The organism is Cohnella herbarum (genome assembly GCF_012849095.1).
Lineage (GTDB): Bacteria > Bacillota > Bacilli > Paenibacillales > Paenibacillaceae > Cohnella > Cohnella herbarum.
Genome location: NZ_CP051680.1, coordinates 2,046,938 through 2,061,670, shown reverse-complemented (window position 1 = coordinate 2,061,670; position 14,733 = coordinate 2,046,938). Strand labels below are relative to the sequence as shown.

The following is a 14,733-nucleotide window of genomic DNA, read 5'->3' as shown; positions in this document are numbered from 1 at the left end:
ACGCCGGGAGGAATCATCTTGAGACCAAGAAAGATACCGCAGCGCAAATGCGTCGCCTGTCAGGAAATGATGGCCAAGAAAGAATTGATTAGAGTCGTACGTTCCCCGCAAGGGGAAATACAAATCGACCTAACCGGCAAGAAGCCTGGCCGTGGCGCTTATCTATGCGGCAAAGTCGCTTGCTTTAAGCTGGCGAAAAAGTCGAAAGCGTTCGAGCGCGCCTTGAAGACGCCGGTCGGTGCGGATATATATGATCGTCTGGAAGCCGATTTCATCCAGGTGGAAGAGGAGTTCCAGGCTGGCAAGGAGCTAGTTGGCGACGATGAAGACGGCGAATAAGGTTTTATCCCGATTAGGATTGGCTACGAGAGCGGGCAAGCTGATCAGCGGAGAAGAAGTCGTGCTCAAAGCGATCAGATCGGGTGAAGCTAAGCTAGTCTTGCTTGCCGGCGATGCTTCGGACAATACGACGAAAAAGATATCGGATAAATGCAATAGTTATCAAGTTCCATTGTTAGTCGGCTTTACGCGATTCGAACTCGGATCGGCGGTAGGTAAACCCGAGCGTGTACTGTTTGCGGTAACGGATCGAGGATTTGCCGACATGCTGGCCAAGGGTTGGGGTCATCACTCGGAGGTGGAGAATATTGAGTAAACAAGAAGGTACGGATAACAAAGATAAGCTCAGAGTTTACGAATATGCCAAGCAGCTTAATATGAGCAGCAAAGAAATCATTACGATTTTGAAAAGACAGAACATGCCGGTCAACAACCACATGAGCGTTATGGAAGACGGAATGACCGGAGCGGTTGAGAAATTCTTCCGCGACGTTAAAGCGAATGCAGCCGCCAAAATGGCTCAAGCTGCCAAACCGGCAGCGCCATCGGCACCGACGGCGTCGAATGACCGTCGTCCGCAGTCGGGAGCGCCGGTTTCTTCGAATACGTCTAACGCAAGCGCTCAGGCTCAACCGGCACGTCCGGCGGCGCCTGCTCCAAGCTCGGCTCCGAAAGCGGCGCAAGCATCTACGGCTTCCGTTTCTTCGGAATCGGCGTCAACGCCTGCAGCACCGGCGCCAACTGCAAATGCGGCGCCTTCGCAACCTTCCGCATCTTCGGCTCCTTCGTCTGCGCCTTCGCAAGGTCATACTCCTCGTCCGCAAGGGCAAGGCAGCCGACCGCAAGGCCAAGGCGGATATAACCAACGTGACGGCGGTAATCGTCCTCAGGGAGGTTACAACCAACGCGACGGAGCTAACCGTCCGCAAGGAAGCGGCCAAGGCGGATACAGCAGCGGCGGCGGAAGCCGTCCGCAAGGAAGCGGCCAAGGCGGATACAGCAGCGGCGGCGGAAGCCGTCCGCAAGGAAGCGGCCAAGGCGGATATAGCAGCGGCGGCGGTAGCCGACCGCAAGGAAGCGGCCAGGGCGGATATAGCAGCGGTGGCGGAAGCCGCCCGCAAGGAAGCGGCCAGGGCGGATATAGCAGCGGTGGCGGTAGCCGACCGCAAGGAAGCGGCCAAGGCGGATATAGCAGCGGCGGCGGTAGCCGACCGCAAGGCCAAGGCGGCGGGTACAGCAGCGGTGGCGGAAGCCGACCGCAAGGCCAAGGCGGATATAGCAGCGGCGGCAATCGTCCGCAAGGCGGCGGCCAAGGCGGGTTCAGCAGCGGCGGCGGAAACCGTCCGCAAAGCGGACCTAGCAGTACGGCTGCAAGCCGTCCGGGTCAAGGCGTAGGAGCTGGCCGTAGTCCGGCTGCGTCTGCTGCCGGAGCTCGCGGCGGACGTCCGGGAGACAAAGGTCGTCCGGGCGAAGGGGATTTCAATCGCGGCGCAAGCGGCGGTCCGGGTGCCGCAGGCAAGCGCAAAGAAAACAACAGCCGGTTCGATGACGGCAGAAGCGGCAACTTCAGAGGACCAAGAGGCAAAGGCGGCAAAAACGCGCGCAAGAGCAATCAGCCTCCTCGCGAGAAAATCGACAACACGCCTAAGAAAGTTATCGTTCGCGGTAACATGACCGTGGGCGAATTAGCTAAGCTACTTCATAAAGATGCTTCCGAAGTGATCAAGAAATTGTTGATGATGGGCGTAATGGCTACGATCAACCAAGATCTCGATCTGGATACGGTGCTTCTAGTCGTTGGAGAATACGGCGTTGAAGTAGAAGTCAAAATCGCCGTCGAAGACACGCAGTTCGAGACGATCGAAGAGAACGACGAGCCGGACGCGCTCGTATCCCGTCCTCCCGTTGTTACGATCATGGGTCACGTCGATCATGGTAAAACAACGCTTCTTGACGCGATTCGCGAGACGAAAGTCGCTAGCGGAGAAGCGGGCGGCATTACGCAGCACATCGGAGCTTATCAAGTCGAGATCAACGGTAAGAAAATTTCCTTCCTCGATACGCCTGGTCACGAAGCGTTTACGACTATGCGTGCTCGCGGAGCTCAAGTTACGGATATTACGATTCTCGTCGTAGCGGCGGATGACGGCGTTATGCCTCAAACCGTGGAAGCGATCGCCCATGCGAAAGCAGCTAACGTGCCGATTATCGTTGCCGTGAATAAAATCGACAAACCGGGCGCTAATCCGGATAAAGTTAAACAAGAATTGACCGAATACGGTCTCGTTCAAGAAGCATGGGGCGGGGACACGATCTTCGTCGAAGTATCGGCTAAGCAACGCATTAACCTGGATGGCTTGCTCGAGATGATTCTCCTCGTAGCCGAGGTGAACGATTACAAAGCGAACCCGGACAAGCGCGCTCGCGGTACCGTTATGGAAGCCGAGCTCGACAAAGGAAAAGGTCCCGTCGCGCGTATCCTCGTGCAGAACGGAACGCTTAAAGTGGGCGACGCCTTCGTAGCGGGAGATTGCTTCGGACGTATCCGAGCGATGACGAACGACCGCGGTCGCAGAATCAAGGAAGCGGGTCCTTCGACGCCGGTTGAAATTACCGGATTAACCGAAGTGCCGCAAGCCGGCGATCCGTTCATGGTGTTCGAAGACGAGCGTAAAGCGCGCGAAATCGCCGACAAACGTTCGATCAAGACACGTCAGTCGCAGATGAAAGCCAACCAAACGGTTACGCTTGAAGATCTCTTCAGCAAAATCAAGGAAGGCGACATTAAAGAGCTTAACGTTATCCTTAAAGCCGACGTTCAAGGTTCTCTCGAGGCGCTTAAAGGCTCGCTCGAGAAGATCGAAATCGAAGGCGTGCGCGTTCGGACGATCTACAGCGGCGTAGGCGCGGTAACAGAATCCGATATTATTCTGGCTTCTGCTTCCTCCGCGATCGTCGTCGGCTTTAACGTTCGTCCTGAACCGCGCGCTCAAGGCATCGCGGAACAAGAAAAAGTGGACGTTCGCTTGCATTCGATTATTTACAAAGTAATCGAGGAAATCGAGCACGCTATGAAAGGGATGCTTGATCCTGTATTCAAGGAAAGAGTAACCGGTCATGCGGAAGTTCGCGAGACGTTCAAAGTGACCAAGGTCGGTACGATTGCCGGTTGTATGGTAACCGACGGCAAAATCGCCCGCAACTCCGAAGCGCGTCTTACCCGTGGCGGAATCGTCTTGTACACAGGTAAAATCGATTCCCTTAAACGGTTCAAGGATGATGCGAAGGAAGTTTCGGAAGGCTATGAATGCGGAATTACGCTCGATAAATTCAATGACCTTCAACAAGGGGATATTATTGAAGCGTTCGTGATGGAGTCCGTAGAGCGCTAATAACAGCAAGCAAGGTGGGATCTGGATGGCCAAATTTAGAGTCGGACGGGTCGGAGAACAGATTAAGAAGGAGATCAGCTCCATCATTCAGACGGAGCTGAAGGATCCTCGCATCGGTTTTATTACCGTGACAGGAGTAGACGTAACGAACGATCTTTCTCTCGCCCGAGTGTATATAAGCATATTGGGAAGCGAAGAGCAGAAGGAAGAGACGCTTAAAGCGATCGGCCGTGCGAACGGGTTTCTTCGTTCGGAGCTTGGGCGCCGAGTGAAATTGCGTCATACTCCCGTTATGGAGTTCCGTTTCGACAGCTCCATCGCTTATGGCAGCCATATTGAATCGCTGTTAGCGAAAATCAACAAAGATTCGTTGGAGTCCAAGTAAAACGGCTGCGCCGTCTTGGACGTCGCTATACGTTTGTATCGAGCAATCAGAAAGGTATAAAAACATCGAATGATATGCATTCTGATTGTCACAGAAATCGGCTAGGGGGAAATAGCATGTGGGCACAGGCTTTGAAGGAGGCGGCCGCTTTCATTCGTGAAAGGGACGATTTCCTTATCGTTTCTCATGTGCAGCCCGATGGCGATGCGATAAGTTCTACGGTTGCCACTGGCTGGCTGCTGGAGAAGCTGGGGAAAAAATTTACGATGCTGAATGAAGGCCCTGTGCCTTCTCGGCTTCAGTTTTTATGGAAAAGCTCGGAAATCCGCACGCTTGATGGAGACGGAAATCCGCCGGATCCGGATCGCAAATATCGTAACGTGATCTGCGTCGATTGCGCGGATTATGCACGCGTGGGTCAAACCAATCAATGGTTTGATCCGGATGCCGAGTTGTTGAACATTGATCACCATCCAACGAATGACGGGTACGGCCGCGTAAACCTAATGAAGTTTCATGCGGCTGCGACCGCCGAAATCTTATTCGAATTGATTGACGAGTTGGAACTGCGGATGGATACCGACGTTGCAACGGCGATCTATACGGGATTATTGACAGATACGGGCGGTTTCCGTTATTCCAACACGAGTCCGTTAGTTATGGCAATGGCTTCGAGGTTGCTGGAAGCCGGAGTTAACGGTCCGGATCTGGCCGAGCATTTGCTTGAACGGATGACGGCGGGACAGCTTCGCATCACGCAACGAGGATTGTCGCGACTTACTTTTAGCGATGATCAGCAAATTGCTTGGCTGTGGGTGAATTCCGAAGATCTCGAGGAATCGGGAGCGACGAACGAGGACTTGGAAGGTTTAGTGAACTATCCGAGAAATGTGGAAGGCGTAGAAGTCGGAATGCTGTTTAAGCAGAACGGCCAATCGTCGGTTAAAGTGAGCATGCGTTCCGCTGGACGCGTTAACGTCGCCGCCGTGGCTCAACATTTCGGTGGTGGCGGACACGTACGCGCCGCAGGCTGCAGGCTGACGGACCCTTTGCCCGAAGTCATTTCCCAAGTCGTCGCTTACGTTCAGAAAGCGCTGGATGAACAATGAAGCAACAGGCAGAACAGAATTGGGATGGCGTGCTGGCCATTTGGAAGCCCGCGGGCTGGACCTCCCACGATGTAGTGGCGAAAGCGCGCGGTTTGCTTCGGGTACGGAGGATCGGACATACGGGTACGCTAGATCCGGCTGTAACGGGCGTACTTCCCTTATGTGTCGGGCGTTCGACCCGTTTCGTAGAGTACTTGCAAGAGATGCCCAAGACGTATGTTGCAAAGCTAAGATTCGGTATTGCAACGAATACGGAAGATCTAAGCGGCGAAGTGATCGAGCAGAAGGACGCGTCGTTTCTGACGGAGCCTATGATGGTGGAAGCCGCCTTATCTTTCGTTGGCGAAATCGATCAAATTCCGCCAATGGTATCGGCGGTCAAGGTCAACGGTCAACGGTTATACGACTTGGCGCGGCAGGGGATCACGGTAGAACGCGCTTCCAGACGGGTAACGATTCAGGAGATTCATATACTCAAAGTCGTTGACGGAGTCGACCAGCCGGAGCTGACTTTTTCCGTTACGTGCTCCAAAGGCACCTACATTCGTACGTTATGCGTGGATATTGGCCGCAAGTTGGGCGTTCCGGCTGTCATGGCTGAACTTGTTCGTACGGAAAGTGCCGGTATCAAACAAGAGCAGTGCGTGACGTTAGAGCAGATTCCGGAGCTGATTAAGCAAGGGGAACTGGGAGATAAGCTGCTAGCTGGCGATTCGATGCTAACGGCAATCCCTTCGTCATCGGTAGCTTACCCGGAATCGTTATATGCATTGCAGGGCAAGAGGATTGAAGCCGCAAGACTTCAACCCCCTCCCGACAGCACTGGATTAATAAAACTTTACCGATCGGACGGTGCCTTTCTCGGATTATTCTTCGTTGACGAGAATAGAGAAACAGTCCGCCCGATTAAGGTGTTTTACGCTTCGGATGACAGTTAAAGTATTGTCCGTCCGACTGAGCAGGAGGGCATCACGTGGAACGGTTTGATCTATCAATTGCGAATGTAACGGGAGCTCTCCCTGAAGGAGCACGGAAAGAACAAGGGATATCGCTAGCGATCGGTTTTTTCGATGGCGTACACTTAGGTCATCAAGAAGTCGTACGCCAAGCTGTCGCTCTGGCGCGCGAACAAGGTTTGGTACCCGCTGTAATGACCTTCGATCCGCATCCTAGGGTTGTCTTAGGCCATGGTTCTCAGTACCAAACGGTGCTGACTCCGCTTGCGGACAAGCTTTCCCTGCTATCCAAGCTTGGCGTTGAAGCGGCGTATGTTATTCAATTCGAGCGGTCGTTCTCCGAAGTGACGGCCGAAGAGTTCGTCAAGACGCTAATTAACCCGCTAGGCGTGAAGGCGACGACCGTGGGCTTTGATTTCTCGTTCGGACACCGAGGCGAAGGGAATGCGGACACGCTTAGGCTTCATGGTAATGGGGAAATTCAAGTGCAAGTCGTTTCCCCCGTATTTCTGGAGGACGACAAAGTCAGCAGTACCCGAATACGCGACAGGTTGGCTGAAGGTGAAAGCCTTGAAGCTTCCGCGCTTCTCGGGCGTCCTTATGTTATTAAGGGCTTAGTCGTCCATGGCGACGCGAGAGGTCGATTGCTCGGCTATCCGACCGCGAATTTGTTGCCGGAGCAGCCATACGTGATTCCACGCTCCGGCGTATATGCGATCTATATCGATCTTCTATCCGACTCCGGCGAATTCGAAAGTCGATATAACGGAGTGTTGAACGTTGGCTATCGTCCGACATTCGACGCCCCTGGAGGCGCGTTAAGATTAGAGGCGCATTTGTTCGATTTCGGTGGGGACTTGTATGGGCGCCAACTCGCCCTGACATTCCATACCTTCCTACGCGCGGAGAAAAAATTCGATTCCATCGAGCAGTTGGTCGCACAGATATCGCTCGATGCCGCTCAAGCCAAAGAAATCGTTTCGGTTCAAAGATAGGTAGAAATAATTCATGTTTTAGTTGTCCCTCATACTCTGGCATTGTATGTAAGGCCAATAGTATGCTATACTGTAACACGTTGCTGTCATCCGGGTTTCACTCGGGTGTACATGCGCTAATGAACCTTATCTTGGCAATTCGTGCTCACCGACGTTTGCTGGGGTAACGGCGATTCTAATGAAGGAGGTGAACAAGGATGGCATTGACACAAGAACGCAAACAAGAATTGATCGAAGAGCATAAGACGCATGCTACGGACACGGGTTCCCCGGAAGTCCAAATTGCTATCCTTACGCAGAACATCAACAATCTGACGACTCACTTTAGGGAGCACAAGAAAGATCATCACTCCCGCCGTGGTTTGCTCAAGATGGTTGGTCAACGTCGTAAGTTGCTAGCATACTTGAAAAACAAAGACGTAAGCCGGTATAGTGCCCTGATTGCAAAATTGGGACTTCGCCGTTAATTTATTACCCGCACGAAAGCAACCTGGCTTCGCCGAATGGGGCTCAACGCCCTTTCCGGCATCAGGTTGCTTTTTCCCATATTAGGGATTCGAATCTTAAGAGTCATGCCTAAGCTACGGTTTGGCAGGAAATAATGAGAAGAGTGTCGAAATTACATAAGGTTATTTAGCCCAAGTCTAATATCGTGAGATACGCCTTATGGTAGGATTTGGATGACGTGACGAGCAATGCTCGCACTTAGAGGAGGGAATCAGTTTGGAGCAACGCGTGGAAATGCAGCTTGGCGGCCGTACATTCGCTTTGGAAACGGGAAGATTGGCTAAGCAGGCGAACGGCGCTGTCGTCGTACGTTATGGAGATACGGTGGTTCTTTCTACTGTAACGGCTTCTAACGAGCCGAAGGATCTCGATTTTTTTCCGCTTACCGTAAACTATGAAGAGCGTTTATATGCGGTAGGTAAAATTCCCGGAGGTTTCATTAAACGGGAAGGACGCCCGAGCGAGAAAGCGATTCTTGCCAGCCGATTGACGGATCGTCCGATTCGTCCGTTATTCTCCGAAGGCTTTAGGAACGACGTTCAAATCGTAAATCTCGTACTGAGCGTGGATCAAGATTGTTCTCCCGAAATTGCCGCAATGATCGGAACTTCCGCTGCGTTGGCGATTTCGAACGTACCGTTTAACGGTCCGATCGGAGGCGTAATCGTTGGCCGGATCGACGGTAAGTTTATCGTGAACCCGACGCAAGCTCAGGAAGAAATCACGGATATGTACGTAGTCGTAGCGGGAACCCGAGATGCGATTATGATGGTCGAAGCAGAAGCTAACGAGGTATCCGAGGCGGATATGCTGGAAGCGATCATGTTCGGACACGATGAGATCAAGAAGATCGTAGATACGATCGATCAATTGGTTAATGCAGCCGGTCAACCGAAAATGGCGGTGAAACTTCATAGCGTGGACGAGACTGTGGAAGCAGACGTTCAAGCATATGCACAGGCTAGACTCGTACAAGCCGTTAGCATCTCCGAGAAACATGCCCGCCAAGAAGCGATCGATGCTATCAATGGCGAGACGGTAGAACATTTCGGCAACTTGTACGCCGAGACGCCAAGCAAGCTTAAAGACGTCAAAGAAGTATTGTACGATATCGTCAAGAACGAAGTTCGCCGTCTGATCACGCATGATAAAGTGCGTCCCGATGGTCGAGGGTTGTCCGAGATCCGTCCGATTTCAAGCGATACGTCGATTCTTCCTCGTACGCACGGTTCCGGGTTGTTTACCCGCGGCCAAACTCAAGCTCTTAGTATTTGTACGTTAGGACCGCTTGGCGAAGTCCAAATTTTGGACGGTATTAGCCCGCAAGAGTCCAAACGGTTCATGCACCACTATAACTTCCCGCCGTTTTCCGTTGGCGAGGCACGTCCTTTGCGTCCGCCGGGCCGTCGCGAAATCGGTCATGGTGCTCTCGGCGAGCGGGCATTGCTTAAAGTTCTCCCGTCGGAAGTGGATTTCCCTTACACGATCCGCCTAGTATCCGAGGTTCTGGAGTCGAATGGCTCTACTTCGCAAGCAAGTATTTGCGCGAGCACGCTTGCAATGATGGATGCCGGGGTTCCGATAAAAGCACCTGTCGCGGGTGTTGCGATGGGCTTGATCAAAGACGGAGATCATACTTCGATCTTAACCGATATCCAAGGGATGGAAGATCATCTGGGCGATATGGACTTTAAGGTGGCAGGAACTGCCGCTGGAATTACGGCTATCCAAATGGACATCAAGATTGACGGAATCGATCGTCAAATTCTTACGGATGCCTTGCAACAAGCCAAAGAAGGACGTTTGTTCATCTTGGGCAAAATGCTCGAAACGATTCAAGAGCCGCGTAAGCAATTAAGCAAATACGCTCCGAAAATCATTTCGCTCAAAATTAACCCGGATAAAATTCGGGACGTTATCGGCTCCGGCGGTAAAATCATCAACAAAATCATTGAGGAAACCGGCGTGAAAATCGATATCGAACAAGACGGTACCGTCTATATTGCTTCTACGGACGAAGCGGCTAACCAACGCGCCCGCGGAATTATCGAGGGAATCGTTAAAGAAGTCGTAGTCGGCGAAGTGTATACTGGAACGGTTAAACGGATCGAGAAATTCGGCTGTTTCGTCGAAATTCTGCCGAACAAAGACGGGCTTATTCACATTAGCCAACTCGCGAACGAACGCGTTGCGAAAGTGGAAGACGTCGTGAATATCGGAGACCAGATCGAAGTTAAGGTCACTGAAATCGATAATATGGGCCGTATCAACTTGTCCCGCAAAGCTTTGCTGAATTCGGAGCAAGTATCGGTATAACCCAACAAACAAGTGCATAGGATTGACAAAAGAGACTCCAACAAGCTGGTCTCTTTTTGTTTTGCATAAATCAGCGAGTTCAATGGGATGCTCACTCATAAAGCCCAATTTCCCGGCATAGGATGAGGCAGGGAACAGGGACAAGACGGGGGTGCGCCAATTGAACAGAAATACGTCAGCTGCCAAGTTAGGGATCATGCTGGCATGCTTGGTAACGATCCTGATAGCCGGGACATATGGTCCGTTACAATCTTTCGTACAAGCCGTTAAATCACGCCCGACCGCGAGCGCGGCAATTATGAATGAGCAATCCGAGGATCAATTGATGAGTTGGATCAAATCCGAGGCTGCCAAACAAAACCAATCTCCGATCAACCCTGTCATCGATAGGGTGTGGAAAGCGATTCCCGGCTACGACGGCCGTGTAGTGGATGTAAAAGCTACGTATCTGAAAGCGAAACTGATCGGCTTCAAACCAGAGAACGCGAAAGGTTTTCCATGGATTTATCGGAGTGTTAAACCGAAATTAGCTTTAGACGATTTGCCAATGGAACCGATTTACCGCGGCAACTTCGCCAAACCAATGGTCGGCCTTATGATCAACGTGGCTTGGGGAGATGAATTCTTGCTTCCTATGCTCCAAATATTAAGCGAAACGGGAGTGAAAGCGACCTTTTTCTTCGATGGAACATGGCTGGCTAAACATATGGACACCGCGCAAAACATCCTGGCTCAAGGACATGAATTATCGAATCATGCTTATACTCACCCGGATATGAGCAAGCTTAGCGCGGCCAGGCAACGGGAGGAAATAGGGAAAACCGAGCAGTTATTGAAAAAGCTCGGAGTGAAAAACGTTTGGTTCGCTCCCCCGTCCGGATATTACAATAGCGAGACGGTAAAGGTCGCTTCAGAGTATGGTCTAAGAACGGTTTTATGGACGTTGGATACGATTGATTGGCAGAAGCCCGAGCCCTCGTCCGTCGTTTCGAAAATCTATCGTAAGGTAGGCCCGGGAACGTTGATCTTGATGCACCCTACATCGACTTCGCAGGGGGCGCTTAGAGGAATGATCAAGGCAATAAGGGATAAAGGATTCGTACCAGGCACGGTGTCGGAAACGTTGTCTTCGGAACGAGTAGAGGATCGGTTGTGACAGTTGTCGTAATTTGATATAGTGGTATCACTGTTCGTTAGGTATTCAGCAAAGGGGGAAATCGGATGAACAAATATGAGCTTAAGAACGGACTGCGCGTGATGATCGAATCGATACCGACATGTCGGTCGGTGTCGTTCGGAATTTGGGTCAAAACCGGTTCCCGTTACGAGGATTTGAACAACAACGGGATCTCCCACTTTATCGAGCACATGCTGTTCAAAGGGACTAATCGCCATAGCGCTAAGGATATAGCCGATCGTTTCGACGGAATCGGCGGCAACGTTAACGCATTTACGTCCAAAGAATATACATGCTATTACGCTAAAGTTTTGGACCAGCATTTGCCGATCGCTGTAGATATTTTATCCGATATGTTTTTTGATTCGCAGATGGCCGATGTCGAGCTAGCGAAAGAAAAGAACGTTATTCTTGAAGAAATCTCGATGTACGACGACACGCCGGATGATACCGTCCACGATCTTGCTTCCCGTGCAGCCTATAACGATCATCCGCTAGCCTATTCTATTCTGGGAACGGCAGAGCGGTTAAACGCGATGGGCTCGAATGATCTGCGCAAGTATATGGGAGAGAGATACCGGATTGATAATACGGTTATTAGTCTTGCGGGGAACGTTGGAGAAGAAGTGCTGGAGCTTCTCGAACATCATTTCGGACAGTTTGATGTTAAGGGCAGCGACTCCGTGCTGGAAGTACCGACATTCCAATCTCGTGCGTTGTTTCATCGTAAGAAAACGGAACAGAACCACCTGTGCTTAACCTTCCCCGGAAGCTCGAGCAAGGCGCCTAACCTTTATGCCATGATTTTGTTGAACAATACGATCGGCGGAGGGATGAGTTCCCGCTTGTTCCAAGAAATCCGGGAAAAGCGCGGTCTTGCCTATTCCGTTTATTCCTACCATACTTCGTATGCGGATAGCGGTCTGTTTACGGTTTACGCGGGAACTGCGCCCAAGCAAACGAAAGAAGTATACGATCTCACGGTTGAATTGTTGAATGATATCGCGGACAAAGGGTTAACCGAAGCTGAACTTTCCCGTGGGAAGGAACAGTTGAAAGGTAACTTAATCTTAAGTCTAGAGAGCACCAGCAGCCGCATGAACCGTTTAGGCAAAAACGAACTCATGTTAGGCCGCCATTATACTTTGGATGAAATGCTGGAGCGGATCGACCAAGTGCAAATGTCCGATTTGGACGCTATAATGAAATCAATGATTTCGCAGCCTTGTGCTGTTGCACTAGTAGGCTCGAATGAGAAAGTGCTGTCGGGAATCGGGAGGGAATTCATTGTATCCAATTCAGTTGAAGAGGCTGCCGGGGAATGAAGACGTTGAATTGCCGCGTCAAATGTCTGAATGGGCAGCAGGATTCGATTTACACGCCGCGGTGGCGGAGCCCGTTGTACTTGCTCCTGGAGAACGGGCATTGATCCCTACGGGATTCGCGATGGCGATGCCTCGGGAGCTCGAAGCTCAAATCAGGCCTCGTAGCGGTTTGGCTTACAAGCATGGAATTACGTGCCTGAACTCGCCGGGGACGATCGACGCGGATTATCGCGGAGAAGTGAAGGTGCTGCTCATTAATTTAGGGCAAGAGCCGTTCACGATCGTGCGGGGCGAACGTGTCGCGCAGATGGTTTTCCAACACGTGCCGCAAGTCAAGCTCGAAGAAGTGACCGAACTGTCGGAAACCGTTCGCGGAGAAGGCGGCTTCGGCCATACCGGCAAATAGCCGGAATAAGAAAAATGATAAACCACCTGACGCAGCCGTTTGCGATGCTCGGGTGGTTTTTCGCACATGATCCCCCTCGCTCAGGATAATCGTAAACGAATGCAAGTGCTTGTTCACATGTTCACCCTTGTTGCCATTATCCCTTTTGCTCAGGTTTCACGTAACCTGTAAATCTGTGCATCTGTGCATCTGTACATCTGTGCATCTGTACATCTGTGCATCTGTACATCTGTGCCTCGTCATCTGTATACCCATTATCCCCTCAGCTCAGGGCCGCTCGGTTATAGAAGAAAACCCACAATCAGTTGGTCGTTTGAATATAAATTCCATAGCCATTAGATCTAAATCCACCCGTATTCACCCCATCAATTATCCATCCAATCAACTATTCGACTAATAGCCAATATGACCAACTTATATCCTCGATTCGTCAAATATCTCCATTATCCCCGTCGATCAGGTTTAGAGTTAAGCTCATTTGAAGCTGAAGCTCGTTCAAAGCTCATTCAAAGCTCATTCAAAGCTCATTCAAAGCTCATTCAAAGCTCATTCAAAGCTCATTCAAAGCTCATTCAAAGCTCAGCAAAATGTCGAATTAGAAACTAACTGGCATTTTTTAAGTAGTGAGCATATTGTAATCTAAGTTTAGGTTGAATGTTCGGTTTACGGATGAGTTCCGGGTATGGAAGAGCAGAAGTCGTCATGCTGAGGTTAAAAAGACTAGAGAAAGCATCTTGTTTTAGAACAGTCATATTAAACCCGTAACTGTACTGATCCAAATAAGCCTGCAGATGCTTAGCTCCAATGCCTCTAAAAGTGGAATTAATCCATATGGAAGCATTTTGGCAGATACGGAGAAGAGACTTGTTTCTATCTTTGCTGTACTTTAGGGTAACCGCAACGATTTCTGTGGCTTGGGGATCGACATGTTTACGAATAAAAGGAAATTTATCCAACGGGCAAGTGAACTGGGGATACGAACATTCCTCGACGGCTTGCTTGATTTTGATATGGGTAAACTCACCTGCTGCATTCATACTTGCTCCGATTAAGAGAGGTTGCTCCTGCGGGTGCCTGAAAACAGTTGGGTTATATGGGTGACCGTATTGAGCGAAATTAATACGCACTAATCCTTGTAATAATTGGCTTTGGTCGGAATGGGCAATGGCATGGCGAATCTTATGGCAAATAAGCCACGCGGTCTTGTAGGTGGTACCGATTATTCTTGTTAAGCGGGAAGCGCTGATGCCTTCAGGTTTCGAGTGAAGATATATGGCAAGAATCCAAAGTCTGATTGGCGTTCTGCTTCCCTCCATAATCGTACCTGAGGTAAGCGAGGTTTGTGTTCCGCATGCGCTGCATTCGTAGAGAGGTAATCTTCGGGTTCGGATCGTGTAGGAATGCCGAGCACTACATTTCGGACAGCAAAAACCATTTGGCCATCTTGAATCGTGAATTTTCTGAATCCACTGCGTCTCGCTTACCTCGGACAGACAAAAAGTAGTCATTTCGGACAATTCCATACTAATCCTCCTTCAGGATGATAATCGGTTATCTAAATCAATTATACCAAACATGCGTTCTTGTTTAAAGTTATTTTACTAAATTTTAGGATAAAATTTAGAGTGCTGAAGACGGGGATTTCCTGAATTAAGCCTAGAGTAAGTAAATTATTAATCATGTATGTCAATCGGAAAAGTTTGAAAACGAACCTGAGTGAGAGGGATAGTGATAATAGCCGATGGAGGGACTAGTAATTGTCTGGATTACTCTGAGTGAGCCGGATAGTGGTGATAGCCGATGGAGGGACTAGTAATTGTCTGGAG

13 protein-coding genes are annotated in these 14,733 nt (G+C 50.5%); 12 read left to right on the top strand and 1 reads right to left on the bottom strand.

Annotated features, from left to right (window positions below; genetic code table 11):
* Positions 1-18: 18 nt before the first annotated feature.
* The 12 genes from rnpM to dut all read left to right on the top strand — a co-directional run bounded on the left by rnpM (position 19) and on the right by dut (position 12,907).
* Positions 19-339: an RNase P modulator RnpM gene (gene rnpM / locus HH215_RS09210; RefSeq protein WP_169279630.1), complete on the top strand. Its 321-nt coding sequence runs from the start codon at positions 19-21 to the stop codon at positions 337-339.
* Complete coding sequence (locus HH215_RS09205; RefSeq protein ID WP_169279629.1) at positions 323-655, top strand: YlxQ family RNA-binding protein; 333 nt, start codon at positions 323-325, stop codon at positions 653-655. Before rnpM ends, HH215_RS09205 begins: the two co-directional genes overlap by 17 nt.
* Positions 648-3,731: a translation initiation factor IF-2 gene (infB, locus tag HH215_RS09200; protein WP_169279628.1), complete on the top strand. Its 3,084-nt coding sequence runs from the start codon at positions 648-650 to the stop codon at positions 3,729-3,731. The genes HH215_RS09205 and infB overlap by 8 nt, the downstream gene beginning before the upstream one ends.
* Before the next feature lie 25 nt (positions 3,732-3,756).
* Positions 3,757-4,116, top strand: coding sequence for a 30S ribosome-binding factor RbfA (gene rbfA / locus HH215_RS09195; RefSeq protein WP_169279627.1), 360 nt, complete (start codon positions 3,757-3,759; stop codon positions 4,114-4,116).
* A 116-nt stretch (positions 4,117-4,232) separates the two neighbouring features.
* Entirely contained in the window at positions 4,233-5,225 is a 993-nt protein-coding gene (locus HH215_RS09190) for a DHH family phosphoesterase (RefSeq protein ID WP_169279626.1), read from the top strand.
* Positions 5,222-6,163 carry a tRNA pseudouridine(55) synthase TruB gene (gene truB / locus HH215_RS09185; RefSeq protein WP_169279625.1) on the top strand — a complete coding sequence of 314 codons (942 nt, stop codon included), beginning with the start codon at positions 5,222-5,224 and terminating at the stop codon, positions 6,161-6,163. The genes HH215_RS09190 and truB overlap by 4 nt, the downstream gene beginning before the upstream one ends.
* Before the next feature lie 35 nt (positions 6,164-6,198).
* Positions 6,199-7,176 carry a bifunctional riboflavin kinase/FAD synthetase gene (locus tag HH215_RS09180; protein ID WP_169279624.1) on the top strand — a complete coding sequence of 326 codons (978 nt, stop codon included), beginning with the start codon at positions 6,199-6,201 and terminating at the stop codon, positions 7,174-7,176.
* A gap of 197 nt (positions 7,177-7,373) precedes the next feature.
* Positions 7,374-7,643, top strand: coding sequence for a 30S ribosomal protein S15 (gene rpsO, locus HH215_RS09175; RefSeq protein ID WP_120976316.1), 270 nt, complete (start codon positions 7,374-7,376; stop codon positions 7,641-7,643).
* Between the two features lie 256 nt (positions 7,644-7,899).
* Positions 7,900-9,999, top strand: coding sequence for a polyribonucleotide nucleotidyltransferase (gene pnp, locus HH215_RS09170; RefSeq protein WP_169279623.1), 2,100 nt, complete (start codon positions 7,900-7,902; stop codon positions 9,997-9,999).
* Positions 10,000-10,195: 196 nt separating this feature from the next.
* A complete protein-coding gene (locus HH215_RS09165; protein WP_169284305.1) occupies positions 10,196-11,155 on the top strand; it encodes a polysaccharide deacetylase family protein in 960 nt (319 codons plus the stop codon).
* A gap of 65 nt (positions 11,156-11,220) precedes the next feature.
* Complete coding sequence (locus HH215_RS09160; protein ID WP_169279622.1) at positions 11,221-12,501, top strand: M16 family metallopeptidase; 1,281 nt, start codon at positions 11,221-11,223, stop codon at positions 12,499-12,501.
* The gene (dut, locus tag HH215_RS09155) at positions 12,464-12,907 is read left to right on the top strand and encodes a dUTP diphosphatase (protein WP_169279621.1); all 444 of its coding nucleotides are present in this window, start codon (positions 12,464-12,466) and stop codon (positions 12,905-12,907) included. Before HH215_RS09160 ends, dut begins: the two co-directional genes overlap by 38 nt.
* Before the next feature lie 602 nt (positions 12,908-13,509).
* On the opposite strand, the gene HH215_RS09150 is transcribed toward dut, so the two are convergent.
* On the bottom strand, positions 13,510-14,430 hold the full coding sequence (locus tag HH215_RS09150; RefSeq protein WP_169279620.1) for a transposase: 921 nt from the start codon (positions 14,428-14,430) through the stop codon (positions 13,510-13,512).
* Positions 14,431-14,733: the final 303 nt, after the last annotated feature.